The following is a 24,872-nucleotide window of genomic DNA, read 5'->3' as shown; positions in this document are numbered from 1 at the left end:
CGGCGCCGGGCTGCGCCGCGTGCACCGCCCACCACACCGGCGAGGACGCCGGCGCCGTCCCGGTGCTGGCCCGGCGGTTCCCGGAGCTGCAGCCGGTGCTCGACGAGATGGCCGAGGACCACGTGGGGATCTCCGGCGTCCTCGCCCGCGTCGAGGAGCTGGCCGGCGAGCTGGCCGCGACCGGCTCCCCGGATCGGCGGCCGGCCTCCTGGGGGACCGGCCGCCGTCTCCTCAGGAGAACAGCGCGCTGTAGCCGTTGAGCGCGGGCTGGCCGCCGAGGTGGGCGTAGAGCACGGTCGACGACGGGTCGATCTCGCGGCGGCCGACCAGGTCGAGCAGCGCGGCCATCGACTTCCCCTCGTACACGGGGTCGGTGACCATGCCCTCGGTGCGAGCGGCGGTCTCCATGGCGCGGATCGTCGCCGCGTCGGGGATGCCGTAGACGCCGCCGTGGTAGCGCTCGTCGAGCTCGACGTCGTCGAGGGTCAGCTCGCGCTGCACGCCGATCGCCCGCGCCGTCCGCTGGGCGATGCGCAGCACCTGGTCGCGGGTCTCGGCGGGCTTGGCGGAGGCGTCGACGCCGAGCACCCGCCGCGGCCGGCCGCCCTGCTCCTCGAGCAGCGCGAACCCGGCGACCATCCCGGCCTGCGTGGACCCGGTGACCGAGCAGACGACGACGGTGTCGAAGAAGACGCCGAGCTCGGCCTCCTGCTGCGCCACCTCCAGCGCCCAGTTGGCGAACCCGTGCCCGCCGAGCGGGTGGTCGCTGGCGCCGGCCGGGATGGCGTAGGGCCTGCCGCCGCGCGCCTCGATCTCGGCGAGCGCGGCCTCCCAGCTCTCCTTGAACCCGATGCCGAACCCGGCCCTGACCAGCCGCACGTCCGCCCCGGCGAGCCGGCTGACCAGGATGTTGCCGACCTTGTCGTACACGGCGTCGGGCCAGTCGACCCAGCTCTCCTGCACCAGCACGCACGACAGCCCGGCGTGCGCGGCGACGGCGGCCACCTGCCGGGTGTGGTTGCTCTGCACGCCGCCGATCGAGACGAGGGTGTCGCAGCCCCGGGCGAGCGCGTCGGCGACGAGGTACTCGAGCTTGCGGGTCTTGTTGCCGCCGTAGGCGATGCCGGAGTTGCAGTCCTCCCGCTTGGCCCAGACCCCGGCGCCGCCGAGGTGCGCGGTGAGCCGGTCCAGCCGGTGCACCGGCGAGGGGCCGAACAGCAGCGGGGTGCGGGGGAAGTCAGCGAGGGTCGTCATGGGGGTCCTCCAGTTCGGACAGCAGGGCCGTCCAGATCTCGGTGGTGGTGGCGACGGCGGCGTCGACGTCGGCGGCCTCGCAGGCGGCGATCAGGCGCTCGTGCAGGGCGACGGACCCGCGGCCGTGCGCCGCGGCGAACCGGGCCCGCTCCAGGCGGCGGACGGCGGGGGTGAGCCGCTCGACGGTCGCGGTCAGCGCGGTGTTGCCGGCCCGGTCGAGCAGCACGCCGTGCAGCTCGTCGTCGGCGGCCAGCGCCGCGTCGAGGTCCCCGGCGTCCACGGCCGCGGCGAAGCGCTCGTTGGCCGCGCGCATCGCGGCGACGTCGTCGCCGGTCACCCGGCTGGCCGCCTCCCGGGCGGCCAGCTCGTGCATCGCCCGGACGACGACGGCGGCGTCGTGCACCTGCCGCGGCCGCAGCGGGGTGACCCGCGTGTGGCTCTGCGGCTTGGCCTCGACCAGCCCCTCGTCGACGAGCTTGGCCAGCGCGGCACGCACCGGCGCCACCGACAGGCCGAGGCGGGTGGCCAGCTCGGTGTCCTTGACGACGGCGCCGGGCGCGAGGTCGCCGCTGACGATCGCGGACCGGATGCGGGCCAGCGCCTGGTCGCGCAGCAGCACCCGTCCGACGGGCACGAGCGGAGCGGTCACAACTGACATCTCAGATGTCAGATGTCGTGGCGTCAACCCCCGGGCGCCTTCCGCGCGCGGAAGGCGGGAAACCGGCGCCCGGTGGCAGGCGCGGGCCTCGTCGGGGCGGGGGCCGGGCCGCACGATCCCGGACATGGACTGGAACACCGAACCCGCCGACGCGGCTGCGCACTTCGCCCGCCGGCTGACCGTGGAGACCGACGTGTCCGACGTCCACGCCGCGCTGCGCTCGGGTGAGCCGGGCTTCGTGCTGCTGGACAGCCGCAGCGGGGAGGCGTGGGACCAGGGGCACGTGCCCGGCGCCGTCCACCTGCCCGGCCGCGAGGTCGCCGCGCGCGCGGAGGCCGAACTGGACCGGTCCGTCCCGGTGGTCACCTACTGCTGGGGCCCCGGCTGCAACGGGGCCACCCGCGCGGCGCTGGCGCTGGCGCTGCTCGGCTACCGGGTGCGGGAGATGATCGGCGGCTTCGAGTACTGGGCGCGGGAGGGGCTGCCGGTCGAGACCGCGGACGGCCTCACCCGCCCGGACGTCGACCCGCTGACCGCGCCGGTCAGCTGCGGGTGCTGAGGTCGGGGACGTCGTCGTCGGCCAGGCGGGCCCACAGCAGCTCGTCGTGCTTGACGCCGTCGCCGTAGCGGAACGAGCGGCGCAGCCGGCCCTCGAAGGTGAACCCGGCCTTCTCCGCCACCCGGCCCGACGCCGGGTTCTCCACCGCGTGCACCAGCTCGACCCGGTCGACCGGCAGCGCGGCGAAGCCCCAGCGCAGCGCGGCGTCGACGGCGCGGGGGGCCACCCCGCGGCCGCGCGCCGCCGGCACCGTCCAGTAGCCCACCTCGGCGTCGCCCTGGTCGAGGTCGATCGAGTGCAGGTTGACCGAGCCGAGCAGCTCGCCGCCGGCGGCGTCGACGACGGCCCAGGCGGCGATCCGCCCGCTGCTCCAGTCGGCGCGGCGGGCCACCCAGATCCGCGCGTCCTCGAGCGTGGCCACCCGGCCCGGGTTGCTCCACACGGTCGTGGCCGGGTCGGTGAGGGCGGCGTGGACGGTCCCGGCGTCGCCGGCCCGCCACGGGCGCAGGCGCAGCGGGCCGGCGGGCACCTCGACGGGGGCGGGGACGACGTCGGTCACGCCCCCGATCGTGCCGGAGGGCTCAGTCCTCCCCGGAGCCCGGCTCGGCCATCTTCCGGTTGAGCTTGGCCGCCACGTTGCCCGGCGTGATCGCCGACAGCCGGCCCATCGCCTTGCTGGCCAGCGACCCGGCGAACACCGACGCCTCGCCCTTCATCAGGCCCTCGAAGCCCTGCCGGGCGACCTGCGCCGGGTCGTCCTTGGCGTCGGTGGCGCCCAGCCGGGTGTCGGTGAGGTCGCCGCGGTCGAAGAACTCGGTGTCGGTGGGCCCGGGCAGCAGGGCGGTCACGCTGACGCCGCGGTCGGACAGCTCCTCGCGCAGCGACAGCGCCAGGTGCTGGGTGAACGCCTTGCTGGCCCCGTAGACGGCCTGGAAGGGCTGGGGCGCCTGCGAGGCCACCGACGAGGTGATGAGGATCCGGCCCTCACCACGGGCGGCCATGTCCTGCGCGACGGCCTTGCCGACGTGCACCGTCGACCCGCAGTTGAGCGCGACGATCTCCAGCTCCCGCGACAGGTCGGTGTCGGTGAACGCCCCGCCGACGCCGACCCCGGCGTTCAGCGCGGCGGCGGCCAGCGGACGACCGGCGCCGCGGACGGCCGCCACCAGCAGCTCGCAGCCCTCGTACCGCGACAGGTCGGCGCGGACCGGCGAGACGTGCGCCCCCAGGCCGCGCAGCGTCTCGGCGGCGGCGTCCAGCTCGTCGTCCTCGGCCGCGACGATCAGGTCGAAGCCGTTCTCGGCGAACTGTCTGGCCAGCTCCAGGCCGATGCCGCTGGAGGCTCCGGTGACGAGGGCGAGGGGGCGGTCGGTGGGCAGGGTCACGGGGACTCCCGGGGGTCGGTCGCGGGCTGCGGTCGCCCCGGTCATGCCCGGTCCGGCGGGGACCGACCCATCCGCTCAGACCGCGACGGAGACCCCGATCCCGCCGGGGGTGTCGGCGCCGTGGCGGGCGATCTCGGCGTCGAGGTCCAGCGGGCGGGTCGTCATGGCCTGCGCGCGGACGTCGTCGGTGACCCGGTCGGCGGGGAGCAGCCAGGAGACCTCGAACTCCAGGCCGTCGGGGTCCTGGGCGTAGAGGGCCTTGGTGGTGGCGTGGTCGGAGGCGCCGACCAGGGCCCCGGCGGCGGCCAGGGCGTCGCGGACCCGGGCCAGCTCGGCGAGCGTGTCCACCTCCCAGGCCAGGTGGTACAGCCCGACGGTCGAGCGGCCGGCCTGCGACGGCCCGGCGCCGGCCCCGGCGGCGAACAGGCCGAGGTCGTGGTCGTTGGTCGACGCCTCGGCCTGCAGGAACACCGCCCGGCCGGGGATCTCCGCCTTGACCCGGAAGCCGAGCACGTCGCGGTAGAAGGCGGTGCTGCGCTCGACGTCGCGGACGTGGAGGACGGCGTGGTTGAGGCGCTGGACCGGCATCGCGGGCTCCTGGTGCGGGGAGGACGGGTGCACCTCCGCGGAGGTGCGCACCCAGTGTGCGCGGGGATCAATGAACGTTCAAGCAGTTGCGCGGCGGGACGACGGGGTAGGGGGCCCGGCATGGACCACTCACGCGCACCCGTCCTCGAGGCCCTGCAGGAGTTCCGCCGCCGCGGCGACGTCGTCTACGGCCCGCCGGGGCACAAGCAGGGCCGCGGCGTGGACCCGCGGGTGCTGGAGGTCGTCGGTGCCGACGTCTTCCGCAGCGACGTCCTGTCGCTCAACGGGCTCGACGACCGGCGGGAGTCGCAGGGTGTGGTCACCCAGGCCGAGGACCTCATGGCCGACGCCGTCGACGCCGACCGGGCGTTCTTCTCCACCTGCGGCAGCTCGCTGTCGGTCAAGAGCGCGATGATCTCCGTGGCCGGGCCGGGCGAGACCATGCTGGTCAGCCGCAACGCGCACAAGTCGGTGGTCGCGGGGCTGATCATCAGCGGCATCCGGCCGGTGTGGGTGCACCCGCACTTCGACGCCGAGCGGCAGCTGGCCCACCCGCCGGAGCCCGAGGACGTCCGGCGCGCGCTCGACGCCCACCCCGAGGCCAAGGGCATGCTGCTGATCACCCCGACCGACTGGGGCACCTGCGCCGACGTCGCCGGCGTCGCCGAGGTGCTGCACGGGCGCGACCTGCCGCTGATCGTGGACGAGGCGTGGGGCGCCCACCTGCCCTTCCACCCCGACCTGCCGGCCTGGGGCATGGACGCCGGCGCCGACGTCGTGGTCACGAGCGTGCACAAGATGGGTGGGGCGGTCGAGCAGTCGTCGGTCTTCCACCTCCGCGGCGACCGGGTGGACCCCGACGTGCTCAAGCAGCGCGAGGACCTGCTGGGGACGACGAGCTCCTCGGCGCTGGTCTACCTGACCCTCGACGGCTGGCGGCGGCAGATGGTCGAGCACGGCCACGAGCTGCTGGGCGCGGCGATCGAGCGGGCCGGCCGGGTCGCGGAGGCGGTCCGGGGCACGGCGGGCCTCCGCCTCATGGGCCGCGAGGTCGTCGGCCCCGGGATGGCCTTCGACCTCGACCCACTGGTGCTCACGATCGACGTCCGGGAGCTGGGGATCACCGGCTACCAGGCCGGGGACTGGCTGCGCGCCGAGCGGCACGTCGACGTCGGCTCGGCCGACGCCTGCCGGATCAGCGCCCGCCTCACCCACGCCGACGACGACGCGACGGAGGCGACGCTGGTCGAGGCGCTGCGCGCGCTCGTCGACGGCGCGGGCTCGATGGAGCGCCCGCCGCGGGTCGACCTGCCCGAGCCGCGCGCCCTGGAGCTGGAGAACGCCATGACCCCGCGGGACGCCTTCTTCGGCCGCGTCGAGCAGGTGCCGATCGCGGAGGCGGCCGGCCGCGTCGTCGCGGAGATGATCAGCCCCTACCCGCCGGGCGTGCCGGTGCTCGCACCGGGCGAGCGGGTCAGCCAGGAGGCGCTGGACTACCTGACCAGCGGGGTCGAGGCCGGGATGCTCGTCCCCGACGCGGCCGACCCGACGATGAAGAGCCTGCGGGTCGTCATCGAGTGAGTGGGCGCCGCAGCGGGCGCCGGCGAGCGAGGAGCGGAGCGAACGGGCCGCGGAGCGGCGGGATGAGCACCGAGTGAGTGAGCATCGCAGCGAGCGCCGGCGAGCGAGGAGCGGAGCAAACGGGCCGCGGAGCGGCGGGATGAGCACCGAGTGAGTGAGCATCGCAGCGGGCGCCGGCGAGCGAGGAGCGGAGCGAACGGGCCGCGGAGCGGCGGGATGAGCACCGAGTGACGGTCACGGTCGCGGTCGACGACGCCCTGCGCCCGCTGCTGCCGGCGCGGGACCGGGCGTCGGGCCGGCGGGTGCTCACCGCCGACCCCGACGCGACCGCGGGCCACCTGGTGCAGGCCGCCGGCGTCCCGCTGACCGAGGTGGGCGAGCTGCTCGTCGACGGCGTCCCCCTGTCCCGGGACGCGCGGCCGCCGCCGGGCGCGACCGTCGTCGTCCGTCCCGTCCCCCGGCCCCAGCCGGTGCCGCCCGGGGGCTTCCTGCTCGACGTCGGGCTGGGCGCCCTGGCCCGGCGGATGCGGCTGCTGGGCCTGGACGCCGCGTGGTCGCCGGAGGCCCGCGCCCCGGACGCCGACGACGCCGAGCTGGTCGCGGCCGCCGTCGCCGAGGACCGGGTGCTGCTCACCCAGGACCGCGGGCTGCTCATGCGCCGCGCGCTGGCGGCGGGCGCCTGGGTGCGCGGCGCGGCGCCCGACGAGCAGCTCGCCGACGTCCTCGACCGCTTCCGCCCGCCGCTCGCGCCGCTCACCCGCTGCCCGGCCTGCAACGGCGTGCCGGTCGCCGTCGACGCCGCCGCGGTGGCCGGCGAGCTGGAGCCGGGCACCCGGCGCACCGCGACCGACTTCTCCCGCTGCCCGGGCTGCGGCCGCGTCTACTGGCGCGGAGCGCACGCCCGCCGGATCGACGCCCTCGTCGAGCGCGCGCGGCGGCTCACCGGCGGCTGACCCAGGACAGCCTCACCTCGGCCCGCGGGGGCCACGTCCTGGCCCCACCGTGACACCCGGGGCGGGCAGAACGGGGGGCAGGAACCCCCGTCCCGTCCCCTGCGAGGCCCCCGTGTACCTGTCGAAGACCGAGGCCGCCGTCCTGCCGACGACGCTCGTCGGCACCCCCAGGACGCCCCCGCCGGCCGCCACCGGGCGCCGGCGCGTCTGGCCGCTGCTCGGCCCGGCCTTCGTCGCCGCCGTCGCCTACGTCGACCCGGGCAACTTCGCCACCAACTTCTCCGGCGGCGCCTCGTTCGGCTACACGCTGCTGTGGGTGATCGTCGCGGCCAACCTCATGGCGATGCTCATCCAGAGCCTCACCGCCAAGCTGGGCCTGGCCACCGGCCGCGACCTCGCCACCAACTGCCGGGAGCGGCTGCCGAGGCCGGTCACCTGGGGGCTGTGGCTGCAGGCCGAGGCGGTCGCCATCGCCACCGACCTCGCCGAGATCGTCGGCGGCGCGGTGGCGCTGAACCTGCTGTTCGGCGTGCCGCTGCCGATCGGCGGGGTCATCACCGCCGTCGTCGCCTTCGTCCTGCTCGGCGCCCAGTCGCGGGGGCACCGGCCGTTCGAGCGGGTCATCACCGGGCTGCTGCTGGTCATCGGCGCCGGGTTCGCCTACACGCTGGTCGGGTCGGGGATCGACGTCGGCGGGCTGGCCGGCGGCATGGTGCCCTCCTTCGACGGCCCGGAGAGCCTGGTGCTGGCCGCGGGCATCCTCGGCGCCACGGTCATGCCGCACGTCATCTACGTGCACTCCGCGCTGACCCCGGGCCGCTACGGCGACGTCGTCACCGCGGGCCGGACCGAGCAGGGACGGCGCCGGCTGCTGCGGGCCCAGCGGATCGACGTCCTGGTGGCCATGGGGCTGGCCGGGCTGGTCAACGCGGCGATGCTGGTCATCGCCGCGCAGCTGTTCACCGCCGACGACGGCATCGCGTCGCTGGAGAGCGTGCACGCGGGCCTGGGCGACCAGCTCGGCGCCGGCGCGGCGCTGGCCTTCGCCGTCGCGCTGCTGGCCAGCGGGTTCGCCTCCTCCTCGGTCGGCACGCACGCCGGGCAGGTCGTGATGGCCGGGTTCCTCAAGCGGCACGTCCCGGTGCTCGTCCGCCGGCTGGTCACCCTCGCCCCGGCGCTGGCCGTGCTCGTCCTCGGCGGCGACCCCACCACCGCGCTGGTCTGGTCGCAGGTCGTGCTCAGCTTCGGGATCCCGTTCGCGCTGGTGCCGCTGCTGTGGCTGACCAGCCGCCGCGACCTCATGGGCGGCTGGGTGAACCGGCGCGTGACCACGGTGGCGGGTTCGGTGGTCGCCCTGCTGATCATCGGCCTCAACGCCCACCTGCTGGTGGGCCTGGTCCTCTGAGCCGGCCGCGGGCCTCAGGCGGGTTCCGGGACCCCGCCGGGGTCACCGCCGGGATCGTCCGGCGTCGGCTCGACCGGCGCCGGCGGCAGGGGCTCCGGCGCGTCGGGGAGCAGCTCGCCCGGGTCGTCGGGGACCGGCTCCGTCGGGTCGATGACCGGGTCCGGTTCTGGGATCGGCGAGACCATCCGCCGAGTCAACCAGCGGGTCCGGTCAGGCGCGACGGGTCAGGAGCGGGCGGCGGCGAGGTCGGCGGTGGCCCGGACGTCGTCGGCGGTCGAGGACGCCCTGGCCGTCGTCGGCTACCGGCTGGACCGGCTGTCCGGCCCGCGCGGCGGGGACTGATCAGGCGACCGCCGTCCCCAGCACGTGCGGGCTGGCCGGCACGCGGACGCGCGCGGGCGGGAAGTCGAAGCGCCGCACCCGCCGCACCGTGAAGCCTGCGCGCTCGATGTCGGCGACCTGGTCGGTGGCGGTGTGGCAGCCCCCCGCGAACAGCGGCCAGACGGTGGCGTCGACCAGGCGCTGCACCCGCCGCAGCCGCCGGTCCTCGGCGACGGTGTGCTCGAGGAACCGCAGCTCCCCGCCGGCACCCAGCACCCGGCGCAGCTCGCCGAGCGCCCCCGCCCGCTCCCGGATGCTGCACAGCACCAGGCACAGCACCGCGGCATCGGCCGCGCCGTCGGGCAGCGGCAGCGCGTCGGCCGTGCCGGCGTGCACCTCGACGGCGACACCGGCCGTCCCCGCCGCCCGCTCGGCCGCGGCCCGCAGCCGCGGCTCGGGCTCCACCGCGACGACGCGGGTGACCGCCGGCGGGTAGTGGCGGAAGTTCAGCCCGTTGCCGCACCCGACCTCGACCACCACGCCGGTCAGCCCGGCGAGCAGCTCGCGGCGCAGGTCGGCCATGCCGGCCTCCTCGAGGCGCCGGCTCACCCGGTCGTAGCAGCGGCTGAAGACGGGGCGGGGGCGATCGGTCGCCATGCGGCACGGTCCCGGCGACGCCGGGACCGCGTCAAGCGGGCAGGCGCGTCGACCAGGTGGACAGCCCGCCGGCGCGCACGAAGCCGAGCGCCTCGTTGACTGCGACCATCGGCCGGTTGGTGTCGGAGTTGTACGTGCTGATCCGCCGGACCTCGGGCAGCGTCGCGGCGAGCTCGCGCAGGACCGCGGTCTTCACGCGGGCGCCGAGGCGGTGGCCGCGGTGCTCGCGCAGGACCAGGGTGGCGCCTTGGTGGGCGCGCTCGGGCTGCGCGAGCGGCACGTGCAGCTCGGTGAAGGCGACCAGCCGGCCGTCCCGAACCGCGCCGGCGGACAGGACGGTGCGGCCGCGGTCCAGGACGACGGTCTCCTGCTCCCGGACCCGGGCGGCGTCCCAGTCCTCCTCGCCGACCGGCACGTCCCCGCTCGGTGCGTCCGTCGACATCCGGCGGCCGAGCAGCGCCCGGTCCTCGAGCAGCCTGTCCGGCGTCCGGTCCCGCCAGGTGAGCACCTCGTAGCCGGCGCTCGCGGCGGCCGCCCCGGCCTCCAGGGCCGCCAGCCGGTCCTCGTCCACGGGCAGCAGCAGGTCGCGGCGGGTCTCCTGCAGGCCGCAGGTCCACCCGTGCGCCTGCGCGAAGGCGCGGCCGGCCGTGCCCGGCCCGGGCTCGTCGACCTCGGCCACCAGCGACGAGCGCCCGGCCGCCGCGGCCAGCCGCGCCGCCTCCGCCAGCAGCGCGGTGCCGACGCCGCGCCGGCGGGCGGCGGGATGCACGGCGACGTCGACGTACGCCACCGAGGTGTTGTCGCGCACCGGCAGCAGCAGGCGCAGGGCGCCGACGACGGCGCCGTCGGCGACCGCGGCCCGGTGGGTGCCCCGCAGCGCGCCGCCCGGGGTGGTCAGCCGCCGGCCCAGCGCGACGTGGTCGCTCGCCGGCCGCGGGGCCTCGCCGGGACGGTCGGCGCGCTGCGCCGCCGCCCAGACCCCGCACCAGGCGGCGAACCGGGCGTCGTCGGGGCCGGTCCGCACGATCTCCACCCGTCCGTCCTATCGGGGGGCGCAACGGGATTCCCGCGGGCGGCGGGGCTCAGGCGGGCCAGGTACCGGCGAAGTGGTGCACCGGGCCGTGGCCGGAGCCGATGCCCAGCGACTCCCCCGCCTGCAGCGCCCGCTGCAGGAAGTCGCGGGCCTGCTCGACCACCGGCTCCCAGCGCCCCGGCCCGCCGACGCCGCGGGCCACCAGCGCCGCGATCGCCGAGGACAGCGTGCAGCCGGTGCCGTGGGTGGCGGTGGTGTCGACCCGCGGCCGCCGGGTGACGACGACGCCGTCGGCGGTGGCCAGGACGTCGACGCTCTCCGCCCCGCCGAGGTGCCCGCCCTTGGCCAGCACCGCGCCGGGCCCGAGCTCCAGCAGCGCCTCCGCCTGGGCGGCGAGCTCGTCGACCGAGGTCGCGGGCGCGGTGTCCAGCAGCGCGGCCGCCTCGGGCACGTTCGGGGTGACCAGCTCGGCCACCGGCAGCAGCTCCGTGCGGACGGCGGCGATCGCGTCGTCGTCGACCAGCCGGTCGCCGCTGGTGGCGACCATGACCGGGTCGACGACGAGCGGCCCGGCGGCGCGACCGGCCAGGGCCGCGGCGACCGCCCGGACGACGTCGGCGGTGCCGAGCATGCCGGTCTTGGCCGCGTGCACGGTCACGTCGTCGAGCAGGGTGCGGACCTGCTCGCCCACGAACGCGCCGGGCACGGGGTGCACGCCGGTGACGCCGCGGGTGTTCTGCGCGGTCAGCGCGGTGAGGACGGCGGTGCCGTAGACGCCGAGCGCGCTGAACGTCTTGAGGTCGGCCTGGATGCCGGCGCCGCCGCTGGGGTCGCTGCCGGCGACGGTCAGCGCCACGGGCACCCCCGCCCGGCCGGTCACCGGGCCGCCCGCAGGGCCCGCGCCGCGGCGGCCGGGTCGGGCGCGGCGCACACCGCCGAGACGACGCAGATCCCGTCGACGCCGGTGACCAGCGGCGCCCGCTCGACGTCGATGCCGCCGATCGCCACCGACCGCAGCCCGCCGGCCGCCGCCTCCGCCGCCAGCGCCGCCACCCGCTCCGGCCCCAGGCCGGTGCCCGCGTCCGGCTTGGTGGGGGTGGACCACACCGGCCCGATGCCGACGACGTCGACGGTCCCCGGCGGCAGCGCCAGCGCGACGGCGAGCTCCTCGTCGGACCCGGCCGAGAGCCCGAGCAGCCGGTCGGGGCCGATCCGCGCGCGGACCTCGGCGGCCGGCGTGTCGTCCTGCCCGACGTGCACGCCGTCGGCGCCGGCCATCAGCGCGACCTCGACGTCGTCGTTGACGAACAGCGCCACGCCCGTGCCGGCCAGGACCTCCTTGACCGACAGCGTCAGCGCGTACAGCTGCCGGCACGACGCCGTCTTGTCCCGGACCTGCACCGCGGTCACCCCGCCGGCCACCGCCGCCCGGACGACGTCGGGCACGCTCCGGGGCCCGGCCAGCGCCGTGTCGGTGACCAGGTAGAGCGTGGGGTCGAACGCCGGCCTCACGGGTCCACCCGCGCGGCGGACAGGTCGGTGACCGCGTCGAGCGCGTCGAGCCACAGCGGCGCGAAGGTCCCCGGCCCGCCGGCGACGGCGGCCGCGGCCTCGGCGGCGAGCGCCACGTGCGCGTGCCCGGCGACCGCGCCGGTCAGCGGGTCGCCGGTCGCCGCGACGTAGGCGGCGACCACCGCGCCCAGCGCGCAGCCGGCGCCGGTGGTGCGGGTGAGCAGCACCGAGCCGCCGCCCACCCGGACGGTGCGGGTCCCGTCGGTGACGACGTCGACCTCGCCGCTGACGGCGACCACTCCCCCGGTGCGCCCGGCCAGCGCGACGGCGGCGTCGAGCGCCTCGTCGGCCTCGTTCGTGGAGTCGACGCCGCGGCCGCCGGTCCCGGCGCCGGCCAGCGCCATGACCTCGGAAGCGTTGCCGCGGACGACGGCCGGGCGCGCCTCCAGCAGCTCGGCGGCGAGCTCGGTGCGGTAGGGCAGCGCGCCGACGGCGACCGGGTCGAGCACCCACGGCGTGCCGGCGGCCGCGGCCGAGCGGGCGGCCAGCCGCATCGCCTGCGCGGTGCGCTGGTTGACGGTGCCGACGTTCACCAGCACCGCCGAGGCCACCGCGGCGAAGCCCTCGGCCTCCAGCGGCTCGTCGACCATCGCCGGGGCCGCGCCGACGGCGAGCAGCGCGTTCGCCGTCAGCGTCTGCACGACGGTGTTGGTCAGGCAGTGCACCAGCGGTGCGGCGCCCGTCAGGGCCTGACGGGCAGCGGTCAGAGCAGCGGCATCCACGCCGTGACATCCCTTCGCCAGCATGACCTGGACAGGTTCGACGGGTGTGTTCTCAGCCCGCCGGACGGCGGACACCCCGAGTCACTGCCCGCCGACGCTACCCCCGGGCCGCCAGGCGCTGTCGAAGAAGGCCACCTCGAGCTCCATCGCCCGCCGGTAGGCCCGGCGCACGGCCGGGGTGCCGGCGGCCAGCCGGTCCAGCAGCGCCTCGAGCGTGGCGGCGAGCTCCTCGAAGCCGGGGTCGGCGTAGGTGTCGACCCACTCCCGGTACGGCCCTGTTGCACGTGGAACCAGCGCCTGGCCGAGGTGCGCGTAGAGCCGCATGCACGGCGTCATCGCCGCAGCCACCTCGCCGACGTCGCCGAGCGCGGCCGTGGCCAGCAGGAACTCGGTGTAGGCGAGCGTCGCCGGGGCGGGCCGCACGGCGGCCAGGTCGATGCCCCAGCGGGCGGCGTAGCCGTCGTGCAGCCGCAGCTCCTCGCGGACGCCGGCCAGCAGGTCGGCGAAGGACTCCAGCGTCGCCCGGTCGCGGCTGTGCGCCACCCCGAGCGCGTACGCGCGGGCGAAGGCCTCGAGGAAGAACGCGTCCTGGGCGACGTACCCGGCGAACCGCTCGCGCGGCAGCGTGCCGTCGGCGATCCCGGTGACGAACGGGTGCTCCCGCGCGGCGGCGGCGAGGTCGGCGCTGCCCGCCCAGAGGTCCGCCGCGAGGGTCACGCGTCCAGCGCCATCTGCCAGAACGCGGTCTCCGCCGCGACCACCTCGAGGAAGACGGAGTCGGGCGCCCCGCCGGCCACCGCCTCCAGCCCGGCCACGTACTCGGCGAAGCCCGGCGCCGTCCAGTGCTCGACGAACTCCCGGTACGGCTCCGCGCCGGGCCGGGCGGCCGACCACGCGTCGAGGTAGGTCCGCTCGACGGTCCACAGCGCGGTGAGCGCGGTGGGCAGGTCGGCGGCGTCGAGCCGGTACAGCAGGTCCCCGTAGGCGATGGTGGCCGGCAGCTGCGGGGCGTCGAGGTCCAGCCCGCGGGCGGTGGCCTGCTCGCCGAACCAGTCCAGCTCCGCGACCAGCGCGACGCAACCGGCGGCGAGCACCCCCTGCGCCGCGCGGGGCGCCCGGGCGAGCAGCCGCGCCTGGAAGCGCAGCAGGTCGGCGACGAAGTACGCGTCCTGCACCAGCCAGGTGTCGAAGGCGGCGGGTGGCAGCGTGCCGTCGCGGACGGCGTCGAGGAACGGGTGGCGGGTGGCTCGGCCCCAGGCGTCGGCGTGGCGGACGAGCAGGTCGGCGACCGGCACGGCGCCCGACCCTACGGGGTGGCTATGGTGGCGCCGCCATGTGCGGGAGCTCGGGGCAACCGGGCTGAGAGGGCGGCTGAGCGCGCCGCCGACCGCTGGAACCTGACCGGGTAATGCCGGCGTAGGGAGCGGCCGTGAGCACCTCGGACCCTGTCCGTACCGACGCTGTCCGTACCTCGGACGCACCCCTGACCCTCGACCAGGCGCCGCCGCGCACGCTGGGCCCGGCCGCCAACCTCGGCCTGTGGGCGAACCTCGGCGTCAGCCTGCTGCTGCCGGTGGCGGCGGTGTTCGTCGTCCTGCCGGGGCGGTCGCTGGCGGTCACGCTCGCCGCGGTCGTCGTCGGCGCGGTGCTCGGGTCGGCGCTGCTCGGGCTGGTGGCTGCCGCCGGCGCGCGGGAGGGCGTGCCCGGGATGGTGTTGCTGCGCGGGCTGCTCGGCCGGCGCACCTCCTGGCTGCCGACGGCGTTCAACCTCGTGCAGTGCGTCGGCTGGGCGACGTTCGAGATCGTGGTCATCGCCGAGGCCGCCGCTCGGGTGCTGGACGCGCCGCGCTGGCCGTTCGTCGTCGCCGCCGGGGTGCTGGCCACCGCGATGGCGCTGCGGCCCCTCGGTGTCGTGCGGGTGCTCGCCCGGTACGCCGTCTGGGCCGCGCTGGCCGCCGTCGCCTACCTGTTCGTCCAGGTGCTGGCCGAGCCGCTGCCGCCGCTGGAGGGCGGCGGGGCGACGTCGTTCTGGACCGCCGCGGACATCGTCATCGCGCTGCCGGTGTCCTGGCTGCCGCTGGCCGCCGACTACACCCGCCACGCCCGCAGCGCCCGCGCCGCCGGTGTCGGGTCGGCGGTGGGCTACGGCGCCGCCACCGTCGTCATGTTCACCCTCGGCGTGCTGGCGCTGGCCGCCTACGGCAGCGCGGGCATCGACGTCATCGGCGCGCTGCTGGCCGTCCCGCTGGGCGCCGTCGCGGTGCTCGTGCTGGTCGCGGTCGAGCTCGACGAGGCGTTCGCCAACCTCTACTCGACGGCGGTGTCGGCGCAGAACGTCGTCGCGCGGCTGGACCGGCGGGTGCTCGCCGTCGCCGTGGGTGCGGTCGCGACGCTGCTCGCGCTGACCTTCGACGTCGCCGCCTACGAGCCGTTCCTCTTCCTCATCGGCGCGGTGTTCGTGCCGCTGGCCGGGGTGCTGATCGTGGCCTACTGGCTCACCCCGCGCGGGCGCTGGGACACCTCCGACACCGCGCCCGCCCGGCCGCTGTTCCTGCTGCCGTGGGCCGCGGGGTTCGTCGCCTACCAGCTGACCCTGCCCACGTACTTCCCCGGCCCGGGGGCGGGCTGGACGGCGTGGTGGAGCGCGCGGCAGGCCGACCTCGGCATCGACCCGGCCAACGGCTGGTCGGCGTCGCTGGTCGGGCTCGCCGTGGCCGTCGTCCTCACCGCGCCGCTCGTCCTGGTGGGCCGCCGGCGGTGACCGACGTCGCCGTCGCGGGAGGCGGCCTGGTCGGGCTCGCGGTGGCCTGGCGGGCCGCCCGCCGCGGGCTGTCGGTGACCGTCGTCGACGACGCCCCGGGCACCGGCGCCTCCGCCGCGGCGGCCGGGATGCTCGCGCCGGTCACCGAGGCCGGCTACCGCGAGGAGCCGCTGCTGCGGCTGGGCCTGGACTCCCTCGCCCGCTGGCCGGCGTTCGCCGCGGAGCTCGAGGCCGCCGCCGGGACGCCGGTCGGGCTGCGCACCGCCGGCACGCTGGTGGTCGGGTTCGACGAGGACGACGTCCGCGAGCTCGACGCGCTGCACGCCTTCCAGGACGAGCTCGGCCTGGCCGCGCGGCGGCTGACCCCGCGCGAGGCCCGCCGCCGCGAGCCGGCGCTGGCGACCCGCGTGCGCGGCGGGCTGCTGGTCGAGGGCGACCACTCGGTGGACGGGCGGGCGGTGCACGCCGCGCTGCTGGCCGCGGCGGCGTCGGCCGGGGTGACCCTGCTGCGCGACCGGGTGGCGGCGGTCGTCGTCGACGGCGGACGGGCGGCCGGCCTGCGGCTGGCGACGGGGGACCTGCTGGCCGCCGGCGCCACGGTGCTCGCGCTCGGCGCGCGCAGCGGGCAGGTCCCGGGCGTCCCGCCGCTGCCGGTCCGCCCGGTCAAGGGCCAGGTCCTGCGGCTGGCCGGCGCGGCCGGGCTGCTCGAGGGCACCGTGCGCGCCCTGGTCCGCGGCCGGCCCGTCTACCTCGTCCCCTACGCCGGCGACCGGCTGGTCGTGGGCGCCACCAGCGAGGACCGCGGGTTCGACGCCCGGGTCACCGCCGGCGGCGTGCACGACCTGCTGCACGACGCGATCGACGTCGTCCCGGAGGTCTCGGAGCTGGAGCTCACCGAGACGCTGGCCCGCTGGCGGCCGGGGACGCCGGACAACGCGCCGCTGCTCGGCCCGTCGTCGCTGCCCGGGCTGGTGCTGGCCACCGGGCACCACCGCAACGGCGTCCTGCTCACCCCGGTGACCGCCGAGGCCACCGCCGAGCTGCTGGTCACCGGCGCCCTGCCCGCGGTGGCTGCCCCGTTCACCGCCGACCGCTTCCGGAGGGACTGACGTGCAGCTGACCGTCAACGGCGCCCCGGCCGACCTGGCCGACGACGCCACCGTGGCCGACCTCGTGGCCCAGCGCGCCGCGGGTCACGACCGCGTGGCCGTCGCCCGCAACGGCGACGTCGTGCCCCGCAGCAGCTGGGCGGCGACCCGGCTGGCCCCCGGCGACGCCGTCGAGGTGCTCGCCCCGACCGCAGGAGGATGAGTGAAGGACCCCCTTCCCCCGCACCACTCGCAGGCTCGCGGCGGGACCCTGCACGGGGGCCCGGACGACGCCGCCGACCCGTTCGAGCTGGGCGGTGAGACGTTCGGCTCCCGGCTGCTGCTCGGCACCGGCGGGGTGCCCAGCCTGGAGGCGCTCGAGGCCGCGGTGCGCGCCTCGGGCACCCAGGTCGTGACCGTGGCGCTGCGGCGGGTCGAGGCGGTCGCCGGGGCAGGAGGGGCGGCCGGCTCGATGGTGCAGGTGCTCGACCGGGCCGGCGTCCGGCTGCTGCCCAACACCGCCGGCTGCAGGACCGCCCGCGAGGCGGTGCGCACCGCCCGGCTGGGCCGCGAGGCGTTCGGCACCGACTGGGTGAAGCTCGAGGTCATCGGCGACGACGTCACCCTGCTCCCCGACGCCGTCGAGCTGCTGGACGCCGCCGAGCAGCTGGTCGCCGAGGGCTTCACCGTGCTCGCCTACACGACCGACGACCCGGTGCTGGGCCGCCGCCTGGCCGACGCCGGCTGCGCCGCGGTCATGCCGCTGGGCTCGCCGATCGGCAGCGGCCTGGGCATCCGCAACCCGCACGCCATCGCGCTGCTGCGGGAGGCCGTCGACGTGCCGCTGGTCCTCGACGCCGGCATCGGCACCGCCTCGGACGCCGCGCTGGCCATGGAGCTGGGCTGCGACGCGGTGCTGCTGGCCACCGCGGTCACCCGCGCCCGCGACCCCGAGCGGATGGCGCTGGCGATGCGGCAGGCGGTGGAGGCCGGCCGGCTGGCGAAGCTGGCCGGGCGCATCCCGCGCCGCTGGCACGCCGAGGCGTCGACGCCGTTCGAGGGGCTGCCCGCGCTGTGACCGTCCCCCGCCTGCTCGTCGTCACCGACCGGACGCAGGCGCGCGGCCCGCTCCCCGAGGTGGTCGCGGACGCCGTGGCGGCCGGTGCCCGGGCGGTGCTGCTGCGGGACAAGGACCTGCCACTGCCCGAGCGGGCGGAGCTGGCCCGCGAGCTGCGGGCGGTGCTCGACCCGGTGGGCGGGCTGCTCGTGTGGGGCGGCGCGACCGGGGCGCCGGCGGGGGTGGCGGTGCACCTGTCCGCCGCCGACCCGGTCCCCGCCGCCCGCCCGCCGCTGCTGGGCCGCTCCTGCCACTCGGCGGCGGAGCTCAGGCGGGCGGCGGCCGAGGGCTGCGACTGGGTGACCCTGTCCCCCGTCGCGCCCACCGCCTCCAAGCCCGGCTACGGGCCGGCGCTGGGCACCGCCGGCCTCGCGGCGCTGGCCCCCGGCGCCCCGCCGGTGCTGGCGCTGGGCGGCGTGCGCCCCGGCGACGTGGCGGGCTGCCTCGCCGCCGGGGCGTGCGGCGTGGCGGTGATGGGGCCGGTGATGCGCGACCCCGCCGTCGTCGCCGCCTACTGCGCCGCGCTCGCCGCCGCCTGACGTGCCCCCGGCCGGCCGGGGAGCACCGACGGCCCCGACGACGATGCCCGAGTCGAACAGCGCGCCCACTGCCCGGTGACCCGGTCCAGCGCCCCGGCACCGAGGCGATGCCGCGGCCGAGCGCGAGCGACAGCGCGACCACGAGCAGCGAGCGGGTGTCCAGGCCGTCCCTGGCCAGCATCTGGACGCCGATCGCGCAGACCATGCCGAACAGGACGAGCACCCCGCCGCCGAGCACCGCGGGCGGGATGGCGGCGAGGACGCCGGCGACCTGCGGCAGCAGCGAGAGGCCGACCAGCACCAGCGCCAGGTTCGAGGTGGACATGGCCAGGACGTGCTGCAGTCCCAGCGGGACGGCGACGTTCCACGGCGGCCGGCCGTCGGGGTCGGTGGGGTCCTGCGCGGGGGGGGGGGGGGGGGGGGGGGGGCCGGGGGGGGGGGGGGGGGGGGGGGGGGGGGGGGGGGGGGGGGGGGGGGGGGGGGGCCCCCCCCCCAGGGAGGGGAGGGCCATCCGGGTGCTCCTCGGCCGGGTTCGTCGGTACGCCGGGGGGACTCCCGGCCCCGTGTTCCGGAGCCGTGTCGGCGACGTGGCGGTGCCGTTCCGCACTCCGCGCCTGTGACGCTGGTCGCAGCCGGGTTTACGGGACCGTCGCGCGAGCCATACGCAGGTGTTCGACTTCGCGTCCACGACCGGGCGCCGACACGAGGAGCGCACGGGGTGACACGCGGAACGGCCGGTCCTGCCTGGCCGTCGGCGTCACCCCCGCCCGCCGGGGACGGCCTGTCCTGGGAGCTGTCCGACGTCGCCGAGCTGCCCCGGGTGCGCGACGAGCTGCGGCGGTCGCACGTCGCGCCCGGCTCCCCGGACGTGCGCGACCGGCTGGTCCTCGTGCTCGACGAGATGGCCTCCAACGCGCTGCGCCACGGCGGCGGCGCGGTCGAGGCGGTGGTGCGCCACACCGGGGACGCCTTCCTGGTCGCGGTGTCCGACGGCGCCGCCGGCACCCCGCCCACCCCGGCGGTCGACCGCGACCCCTCCGAGGGCGGCCTGGGGCTCTACCTCATCGCCGAGCTGTCGACGGCGCACGGCTGGTACGCGGACGACGGCACCAAGACCGTCTGGGCGGTGCTCCCTCCCCGGTGAGGTGACGGAACGGCCCTCCTGCAGGGGCCCGCCGCGGGCCTGCGAGCGGTGGGGGCAGGAGGGTCCTCCTACTGGGGGTGCAGGCGCATGGCGACCAGGGCGACGTCGTCCTGGAGGCCCTCCGGGCGCAGCCGGGCGACCAGCGCGTCGCCGAGCCGCTCGAGCGGGAGGTCGGCGAGGCGGGCCAGCGCGGTCCCCAGCAGGCCGATCCCGTCGTCGAGCAGCAGGTCGCGGCCCTCGACCAGCCCGTCGGTGTAGAGCAGCAGCGTCGAACCGCGGGGGACCTCCACCGCGGCCGAGCTGCGCCGGGCGCCCGGGTCGACGCCGAGCATGAGCTGGCCGCGCTCGGTGCCCAGGGTGTGCACCTCGCCGTCGGGGGTGAGCAGCAGCGGCGGCGGGTGCCCGGCGTTGGACCAGCGCAGCGTCGTCGTCCCGGCGGCGCGCTGCTCCGGTGTCTGCTCGACGCGGGCGACCACCGCGGTGGCCATCGTCCGCATGCCCAGCGCGTCGACGGCGGCGTCGAGCTCGGCCAGGACGGCGTCGGGCGGGACGTCGCCGCGGTAGGCGATGCCGCGCAGCATGCCGCGCAGCTGGCCCATCGTCGCCGCGGCCTCGGTGTCGTGCCCGACGACGTCGCCGATGACCAGCACGGTCGCCCCGTCGGGCTGGAGGAACGCGTCGTACCAGTCGCCGCCGACCTGGGCGGCCTCCACCGCCGGCTGGTAGCGGACGACGATCTCGGCGTGGTCGGGCTGCGGCGGCGCGGTGAGCATGCTGCGCTGCAGGGCCTCGGCCAGCCGCCGCTGCTGGTCGAACAGCCGGGCGTTGTCCAGCGCCAGGGCGACGCGGTCGGCGACCTCGCGGGCGGCGGCGACCTCCTCGGCGCTGGCGGCCGGCCGGTCGGCGCCGCGGTAGACGCTCAGCGCGCCGAGCGTGCGCCCGCGGGCCAGCAGCGGCAGGGTGACCGCCGTCCGCGGGGCGAGCGCGTCGAAGACCTCGCGCACCTCGCCCTCGGGCAGCGTGGGGCGGATGGCCGCCGGGACGTCGTCGACGGTGAGCAGCCGGCCGGAGTGCAGCGCCCGCAGCACGGGCGCATCGGGGGGGATCGACGCCAGCCGCAGGTCGGCGTAGGCCGACGCGGCCGCCCGCAGCGCCGGGTCGCGGTGCCAGCTCGCCACGTCGCGCATCCGGCCGTCATCGCCGGCGGACAGCGTGAGGATCGCCCAGTCGCCGAGCACGGGGACGACGGCCTCGGCGACCCGCTGCAGCGCCGGCTCCTCGGCGCCGCCGGAGCCCAGCCACGCCGACATGAGCGCGCTGACCTCGGCGACCAGCGACAGCCGGGCGGCGCTGTCCCGGGCCCGCTGCTCGGCGGCGCGGCGCTCGGTGACGTCGAGGAAGTAGACCGACAGCCCGTCGGGACCGGGCCAGGCACGGACCTCGTACCAGGCGTCCAGTGGCGGCGGGTAGTAGGCCTCGAAGACCCGCTCCTCGCCACCCTCCATGGCCGCCCGGTAGTTGACCTCGAAGTCGCTGCCGACGGCGGCGGGGAACAGCTCCCAGATGTCCCCGCCGAGGAGCTCGTCGCGGCCGCGGTGCAGCACCCGCTCGGCCTCGGCGTTGACGTAGGTGAAGCGCCACTCGCGGTCGAGGGCGAAGAACGCCGACCGCATCGTCTCGAGGACCCGGGACACCCGGGCGTCGCCCTCGTGCCGGTCGGTGGTGTCGATGCCGGCGCCGAGCAGCCGCACCGCCCGCCCGCGGTCGTCGGCCAGCGCGCGGCCGCGGCCCTGCACCCACCGGGTCCCCCCGGAGGGCAGCACGACGCGGAACTCGGCGTCGTAGGCGCCGACGGTGTCGATCGCCTCCTGCAGCGCGGCGAGGGTGCGGTCCCGGTCGTCGGGGTGCAGGCGCTCGGCGAAGGACTCGATCGTCCCGCCGAAGCCGTCGGCCTCGAGGCCGAAGATCGCCACCAGCTGGTCGTCCCAGGCGAGCCGGCCGGTCTCGAGGTCCCAGTCGAAGCTGCCGATGCCGGCGGCGTCGATGGCCAGCTCGAAGCGCAGCCGGGCGAAGTCGGGGTCGTCGGGCAGCACGGACAGCGGGCGGTCTGTCGCTCCCGATGGCCCCGGACGCTGCTCGGGGACGGTCACGGGAAGCGGGAGTCCATTCGGTGCGGGAGCGGTGGTCCGCCGTCCTTTCTCCCATGCCGGGGCGGGGAGGACAACCGGTGTGCCCCAGTCGACACCGCGTGCCGACGCGCGGGACGGGCGCTCCCGGCGGCGCGGGCCGGCGGCGGTGCCGGTCCGGGCCGCCCGGGAGCGCCCGTCGTGTCGTCTCGTCGCGGCGCGCCCCGGAGCGGGGCTGCGTCCGCCGTCCTCCTCGCGGCGCCGGGCCGTGACCGTGGCCGGGTCCCGCGGGCGTCCACCTCCTCCGGCGGGCCGGGCGCCTGCCTGGCCGGGTCGCGCTCGGTCAGAGACCCGGGGGGACGACGGGGCGGGTCGTCCCCCACCGGGTACCGGCGGGACCCGGTCCTCCCGCCGCGGCGACCGTCGCCGGACAGGCCGCGCCGCGCTCGTCCGGGCCTCCCGGGAGGGTCCGCGCGCTGCACCGGGTCGGTGGGTCGGCGGGCGGTCGAGGCCGGATCGTCGTGCGGGAGCGTCTGTCGGGCGGCGGGTGGACTCCCGCTGCCGGGCGCCGCTCGCGGTGCGGTCCGGGGCCTCCCTGGAGGGTCCGCGCGCTGCACCCGGTGGGTGAGTCGGCGGGGGGTCGAGGCCGGATCGTCGTGCGGAGGGGTCTGCCCGGCGGCGGGGTGCCGCGGTGGAGGCCAGGGGCGGCCGTGGTCGGCCGGGGGTGGATCTGCTCGGGGAGCGGGCCGGCGGTCCGGCCACCCGCGGGGGGGAAGGGGGCGGCCGGGCCCGTCGAGCACGTCGACGAGGGGCGGACGCGCGTCCCCGGGGAGGGGGCGCGCTGCGGATCAGCCGGGAGCCGGTGGGGGTGGCCGGGGCGAACCCCGCGCCGGGTGCCCGCCCGGGTCGCCCCGGGTGCGCACCGCACCGGCGGTGCGCGGCGGGTCGGGCGCCCGCGCCGTCGGCCGCCCGGTGGCGGGCCGCGCCGGCCAGCCGGCCGGGGCCAGCGCCGGACCCGCGGAGCGGGGGGCGGCGGGACGGGGCGGGACCGGCCGGCCGGCGCCGGCCGGGAGCGACGCCGCGGCGGGGGAAGACGCCGCGGGCCGGATCGTGGGGGTGCTCGGCAGCTCGGTGAGCACCACGGGACCGTCCGGGACGCGAGGCCGCGGGACGGCCGGGACGGCCGGGCGGGGCCGGCCCCAGGCCAGGTGCGCGCCGTCGGGGCCGGCGCCCCAGAGCGCCAGCCGCCGGACCAGGCCGGGACCGGCCGGCGGGACGACGACGGGCGCGGTCGGCCAGGCGGCGTGGGCGCCGTCCGGGCCGGCACCCCACATGGCCAGCCGCCGGACCGAGGCCCGCAGCCGCGCGCGCCAGCGGGGGCCGGCCGCGGGGGCCGGGGTCACCGGGGCCGGGGTCACCGGGGCCGGGGTCACCAGGGCCGGGGCCGCCTCGGCCGCCTGGGCCGCGGCCGGCGGGACGGGACGCGGCCGGGGCACGGGCACCGGGCGGGCCACCGGCAGCGGGCGCAGCGCGCGGGGGGCGCCCGGCGAGCGGGTCGTCACCGCGCGGCGCGGCCGGGACCGCCGCGGCAGCTCGTGCGCCCGGTCGAGCAGGCCGAACAGGCCGGCCAGGGACAGGTCGTCCGGCAGGGTCGCCGACGACGGGGCGGGTGCCCGGTCGATCGCCATGCCGTCCTCCTGAGGGTCTTGGTCCGCAGCCGGGGAAGGTGCTGCGGACAGGGAGAACCGTAGGGACGGCGGGCCTCGCGGACGGCTCGTCGGGACACGTCCTGGAGACCCCGTGACGCAACCGTTGTGACGCCCTGACCAGCGCGTTGGTCACCCGGCGCTGCCGACGATCACTTGTCGACCCGTCGACGGCCCGCGAGCGTGGAGAGCCCCTGCGGGGCCTCCGGTCACGCCGGGACACGCCCCGGCGCGCCCGGCGTGTCGGGGCGTGTCCCCGGCCCGTCCCCCGCGTCCCCGGACGGTGTGGTCCGGTTGCCGGTGGGGTGCGGCCCTGCCGAGACTCGACCGGTGAGCGAGCGGGCCGCGACGGCGGCACCCGACCGGACGCCGGGCAGCACGGACGAGCCGGACACGAGGCTGCGCCGCGCCGTCACCGGGCCGCTGCTCTACCTGTTCATCCTCGGGGACGTCCTGGGCGCCGGTGTCTACGCGCTGGTCGGCGAGGTGTCCGCGGAGGTCGGCGGCGCGATCTGGGTGCCGCTGCTGGTCGCCCTGCTGCTGGCACTGCTCACCGCGGGGTCCTACGCCGAGCTGGTCACGAAGTACCCGCGGGCCGGCGGCTCGGCGGTGTTCGCGGAGCGGGCGTTCCGCTCCCCGGTGGTCGCCTTCCTCGTCGGCTTCTGCATGCTCGCCGCCGGCGTCACCAGCGCCGCGGGCCTGGCGCTGGCCTTCGCCGGTGACTACCTGACCGTCTTCCTCGACGTGCCCGCCGCCCCGGCCGCCCTGGTGTTCCTGCTGGTGGTGGCGCTGCTCAACGCCCGCGGCATCCGGGAGTCCCTGCGCGCCAACCTGGTCATGACGCTGGTGGAGACCTCGGGCCTGGTCCTCGTCGTCGTCCTCGGGGCGGTGGTCCTCGGGCGCGGCGACGGCGACCCGGGCCGGGTCGTGGAGTTCCCGCCCGGGGTGTCGGCGGCGACGGCGGTGCTGTCGGCGGCGCTGCTCGCCTACTACTCGTTCGTCGGGTTCGAGACGTCGGCCAACGTCGCCGAGGAGGTCCGCGACGTGCGGCGGGTCTACCCGCGGGCGCTGTTCGGGGCGCTGCTCACCGCGGGCGTCGTCTACGTGCTGGTCGGGCTGGCCGCCGCGGTCGTCCTCCCGCCCGCGGAGCTCGCCGGCTCCACCGGGCCGCTGCTCGAGGTGGTCCGCGCCGCCGACGCCGGCATCCCCGACGAGCTGTTCAGCGTCGTCGCCCTGGTCGCCGTCGCCAACGGCGCCCTGCTCACGATGATCATGGCCAGCCGGATGGCCTACGGGCTGGCCGAGCAGCGCCTGCTGCCGGCGGTCCTCGGCCGGGTGCTGCCGCGCCGCCGGACGCCGTGGGTGGCCATCGCCGTCACCACGCTGGTGGCCATGGGCCTGAGCCTGGCCGGGGACCTGGCCACGCTGGCCAACACGGTGGTGCTCCTGCTGCTGTTCGTCTTCGTCAGCACCAACGCCGCGGTGCTCGTGCTGCGCCGCGACCGGGTCGACGCCCCGCACTTCCGGGTGCCGCTGGTGGTGCCGGTGCTCGGCATCGCCTCGTGCCTGGTGCTGCTGTGGCGCCAGGAGGCCCGGACCTGGGCGTTCGCCGGCGTCCTGCTCGCCGTCGGGGTGGTGCTGTACCTGGTGACCGCGCTGCCGCGGCGCCGGGCCGGGAGCTGACCGCGGCGCAGGCGCACCCG

27 protein-coding genes, 1 pseudogene and 1 riboswitch are annotated in these 24,872 nt (G+C 77.6%); of the genes and pseudogenes, 12 read left to right on the top strand and 16 right to left on the bottom strand.

The features are described 5' to 3' along the window. Window positions 1–62: 62 nt before the first annotated feature. The gene (locus ACI8AK_RS11420; RefSeq protein ID WP_456902086.1) at window positions 63–260 is read left to right on the top strand and encodes a hypothetical protein; all 198 of its coding nucleotides are present in this window, start codon (window positions 63–65) and stop codon (window positions 258–260) included. Here the strand turns inward: ACI8AK_RS11420 and ACI8AK_RS11415 are convergent. Then, complete coding sequence (locus ACI8AK_RS11415) at window positions 232–1,254, bottom strand: 1-aminocyclopropane-1-carboxylate deaminase (RefSeq protein WP_456902087.1); 1,023 nt, start codon at window positions 1,252–1,254, stop codon at window positions 232–234. The two genes, ACI8AK_RS11420 and ACI8AK_RS11415, sit on opposite strands and share 29 nt — an antisense overlap. Continuing rightward, entirely contained in the window at window positions 1,238–1,888 is a 651-nt protein-coding gene (locus ACI8AK_RS11410; protein WP_456956312.1) for a GntR family transcriptional regulator, read from the bottom strand. The genes ACI8AK_RS11415 and ACI8AK_RS11410 overlap by 17 nt, the downstream gene beginning before the upstream one ends. Before the next feature lie 148 nt (window positions 1,889–2,036). Here ACI8AK_RS11410 and ACI8AK_RS11405 point away from each other — a divergent pair, with 148 nt between their 5' ends. Beyond that, window positions 2,037–2,471, top strand: coding sequence for a rhodanese-like domain-containing protein (locus tag ACI8AK_RS11405; RefSeq protein ID WP_387991298.1), 435 nt, complete (start codon window positions 2,037–2,039; stop codon window positions 2,469–2,471). Here the strand turns inward: ACI8AK_RS11405 and ACI8AK_RS11400 are convergent. The 3 genes from ACI8AK_RS11400 to ACI8AK_RS11390 all read right to left on the bottom strand — a co-directional run bounded on the left by ACI8AK_RS11400 (window position 2,455) and on the right by ACI8AK_RS11390 (window position 4,444). Further along, on the bottom strand, window positions 2,455–3,030 hold the full coding sequence (locus tag ACI8AK_RS11400; RefSeq protein ID WP_387991301.1) for a GNAT family N-acetyltransferase: 576 nt from the start codon (window positions 3,028–3,030) through the stop codon (window positions 2,455–2,457). The genes ACI8AK_RS11405 and ACI8AK_RS11400 overlap by 17 nt on opposite strands. A 22-nt stretch (window positions 3,031–3,052) precedes the next feature. After that, window positions 3,053–3,856 carry an SDR family NAD(P)-dependent oxidoreductase gene (locus ACI8AK_RS11395; RefSeq protein ID WP_456902089.1) on the bottom strand — a complete coding sequence of 268 codons (804 nt, stop codon included), beginning with the start codon at window positions 3,854–3,856 and terminating at the stop codon, window positions 3,053–3,055. 75 nt (window positions 3,857–3,931) lie between these two features. Continuing rightward, window positions 3,932–4,444, bottom strand: a complete 513-nt coding sequence (locus tag ACI8AK_RS11390) for a VOC family protein (RefSeq protein ID WP_456956310.1) — start codon at window positions 4,442–4,444, stop codon at window positions 3,932–3,934. A 120-nt stretch (window positions 4,445–4,564) separates the two neighbouring features. Between ACI8AK_RS11390 and ACI8AK_RS11385 the strand changes: the two genes are divergently transcribed. From ACI8AK_RS11385 to ACI8AK_RS11375, 3 genes are all read left to right on the top strand, one after another. Beyond that, a complete protein-coding gene (locus ACI8AK_RS11385; protein WP_387991309.1) occupies window positions 4,565–6,025 on the top strand; it encodes an aminotransferase class I/II-fold pyridoxal phosphate-dependent enzyme in 1,461 nt (486 codons plus the stop codon). A 227-nt stretch (window positions 6,026–6,252) separates the two neighbouring features. Continuing rightward, on the top strand, window positions 6,253–6,978 hold the full coding sequence (locus tag ACI8AK_RS11380; protein ID WP_456956308.1) for a Mut7-C RNAse domain-containing protein: 726 nt from the start codon (window positions 6,253–6,255) through the stop codon (window positions 6,976–6,978). Between the two features lie 112 nt (window positions 6,979–7,090). Continuing rightward, window positions 7,091–8,383, top strand: a complete 1,293-nt coding sequence (locus tag ACI8AK_RS11375) for an Nramp family divalent metal transporter (RefSeq protein ID WP_456902091.1) — start codon at window positions 7,091–7,093, stop codon at window positions 8,381–8,383. A 14-nt stretch (window positions 8,384–8,397) separates the two neighbouring features. Here the strand turns inward: ACI8AK_RS11375 and ACI8AK_RS11370 are convergent, their stop codons facing one another. From ACI8AK_RS11370 to ACI8AK_RS11335, 8 genes are all read right to left on the bottom strand, one after another. Then, on the bottom strand, window positions 8,398–8,568 hold the full coding sequence (locus ACI8AK_RS11370) for a hypothetical protein (protein WP_456949969.1): 171 nt from the start codon (window positions 8,566–8,568) through the stop codon (window positions 8,398–8,400). Between the two features lie 157 nt (window positions 8,569–8,725). Next, on the bottom strand, window positions 8,726–9,361 hold the full coding sequence (locus ACI8AK_RS11365) for a class I SAM-dependent methyltransferase (RefSeq protein ID WP_456949968.1): 636 nt from the start codon (window positions 9,359–9,361) through the stop codon (window positions 8,726–8,728). A gap of 31 nt (window positions 9,362–9,392) precedes the next feature. After that, window positions 9,393–10,394: a GNAT family N-acetyltransferase gene (locus ACI8AK_RS11360; RefSeq protein WP_387991321.1), complete on the bottom strand. Its 1,002-nt coding sequence runs from the start codon at window positions 10,392–10,394 to the stop codon at window positions 9,393–9,395. 49 nt (window positions 10,395–10,443) lie between these two features. Then, window positions 10,444–11,274, bottom strand: coding sequence for a bifunctional hydroxymethylpyrimidine kinase/phosphomethylpyrimidine kinase (gene thiD / locus ACI8AK_RS11355; RefSeq protein WP_456956306.1), 831 nt, complete (start codon window positions 11,272–11,274; stop codon window positions 10,444–10,446). After that, the gene (gene thiE, locus ACI8AK_RS11350; protein ID WP_456956304.1) at window positions 11,271–11,906 is read right to left on the bottom strand and encodes a thiamine phosphate synthase; all 636 of its coding nucleotides are present in this window, start codon (window positions 11,904–11,906) and stop codon (window positions 11,271–11,273) included. The genes thiD and thiE overlap by 4 nt, the downstream gene beginning before the upstream one ends. Beyond that, a complete protein-coding gene (gene thiM, locus ACI8AK_RS11345; RefSeq protein WP_387991330.1) occupies window positions 11,903–12,688 on the bottom strand; it encodes a hydroxyethylthiazole kinase in 786 nt (261 codons plus the stop codon). The genes thiE and thiM overlap by 4 nt, the downstream gene beginning before the upstream one ends. Next, window positions 12,681–12,777, bottom strand: a riboswitch (TPP riboswitch). (Overlaps the previous gene by 8 nt.) Beyond that, complete coding sequence (locus ACI8AK_RS11340) at window positions 12,770–13,405, bottom strand: TenA family protein (RefSeq protein WP_387991332.1); 636 nt, start codon at window positions 13,403–13,405, stop codon at window positions 12,770–12,772. (Overlaps the previous riboswitch by 8 nt.) Then, the gene (locus ACI8AK_RS11335; protein WP_387991335.1) at window positions 13,402–13,983 is read right to left on the bottom strand and encodes a thiaminase II/PqqC family protein; all 582 of its coding nucleotides are present in this window, start codon (window positions 13,981–13,983) and stop codon (window positions 13,402–13,404) included. The genes ACI8AK_RS11340 and ACI8AK_RS11335 overlap by 4 nt, the downstream gene beginning before the upstream one ends. A gap of 134 nt (window positions 13,984–14,117) precedes the next feature. Between ACI8AK_RS11335 and ACI8AK_RS11330 the strand changes: the two genes are divergently transcribed. Genes ACI8AK_RS11330 through ACI8AK_RS11310 form a run of 5 tightly spaced genes read left to right on the top strand, consistent with a single transcriptional unit; the run spans window position 14,118 to window position 18,193 of the window. Beyond that, the gene (locus tag ACI8AK_RS11330) at window positions 14,118–15,449 is read left to right on the top strand and encodes a purine-cytosine permease family protein (RefSeq protein ID WP_456956303.1); all 1,332 of its coding nucleotides are present in this window, start codon (window positions 14,118–14,120) and stop codon (window positions 15,447–15,449) included. Continuing rightward, window positions 15,446–16,558 (top strand): glycine oxidase ThiO, encoded by a 1,113-nt coding sequence (gene thiO, locus ACI8AK_RS11325; RefSeq protein ID WP_387991340.1) that lies wholly within the window; start codon window positions 15,446–15,448, stop codon window positions 16,556–16,558. The genes ACI8AK_RS11330 and thiO overlap by 4 nt, the downstream gene beginning before the upstream one ends. Window position 16,559: 1 nt before the next feature. Beyond that, window positions 16,560–16,760: a sulfur carrier protein ThiS gene (thiS, locus tag ACI8AK_RS11320; RefSeq protein WP_387991343.1), complete on the top strand. Its 201-nt coding sequence runs from the start codon at window positions 16,560–16,562 to the stop codon at window positions 16,758–16,760. After that, on the top strand, window positions 16,761–17,615 hold the full coding sequence (locus tag ACI8AK_RS11315) for a thiazole synthase (RefSeq protein ID WP_456902097.1): 855 nt from the start codon (window positions 16,761–16,763) through the stop codon (window positions 17,613–17,615). Further along, on the top strand, window positions 17,612–18,193 hold the full coding sequence (locus tag ACI8AK_RS11310) for a thiamine phosphate synthase (protein WP_456956301.1): 582 nt from the start codon (window positions 17,612–17,614) through the stop codon (window positions 18,191–18,193). Before ACI8AK_RS11315 ends, ACI8AK_RS11310 begins: the two co-directional genes overlap by 4 nt. 106 nt (window positions 18,194–18,299) lie before the next feature. Here ACI8AK_RS11310 and ACI8AK_RS11305 read toward each other — a convergent pair. After that, window positions 18,300–18,518, bottom strand: a pseudogene (locus ACI8AK_RS11305) (solute carrier family 23 protein); the annotation flags it as partial. Window positions 18,519–18,911: 393 nt separating this feature from the next. Here ACI8AK_RS11305 and ACI8AK_RS11300 point away from each other — a divergent pair. Next, the gene (locus ACI8AK_RS11300; RefSeq protein WP_387991349.1) at window positions 18,912–19,337 is read left to right on the top strand and encodes an ATP-binding protein; all 426 of its coding nucleotides are present in this window, start codon (window positions 18,912–18,914) and stop codon (window positions 19,335–19,337) included. A 68-nt stretch (window positions 19,338–19,405) separates the two neighbouring features. On the opposite strand, the gene ACI8AK_RS11295 is transcribed toward ACI8AK_RS11300, so the two are convergent. Together ACI8AK_RS11295 and ACI8AK_RS11290 are read right to left on the bottom strand one after the other, a co-directional pair. Then, window positions 19,406–21,430 carry a SpoIIE family protein phosphatase gene (locus ACI8AK_RS11295; RefSeq protein ID WP_456956299.1) on the bottom strand — a complete coding sequence of 675 codons (2,025 nt, stop codon included), beginning with the start codon at window positions 21,428–21,430 and terminating at the stop codon, window positions 19,406–19,408. Between the two features lie 881 nt (window positions 21,431–22,311). Next, window positions 22,312–23,151, bottom strand: coding sequence for a hypothetical protein (locus tag ACI8AK_RS11290; protein WP_456956297.1), 840 nt, complete (start codon window positions 23,149–23,151; stop codon window positions 22,312–22,314). A gap of 348 nt (window positions 23,152–23,499) precedes the next feature. On the opposite strand from ACI8AK_RS11290, the gene ACI8AK_RS11285 reads away from it, so the two are divergent. Beyond that, entirely contained in the window at window positions 23,500–24,852 is a 1,353-nt protein-coding gene (locus ACI8AK_RS11285; RefSeq protein ID WP_387988707.1) for an APC family permease, read from the top strand. Window positions 24,853–24,872: the final 20 nt, after the last annotated feature.

It is taken from the genome of Geodermatophilus sp. SYSU D00867, assembly GCF_054050315.1.
This window is presented reverse-complemented; position numbering and strand designations above follow the sequence as displayed.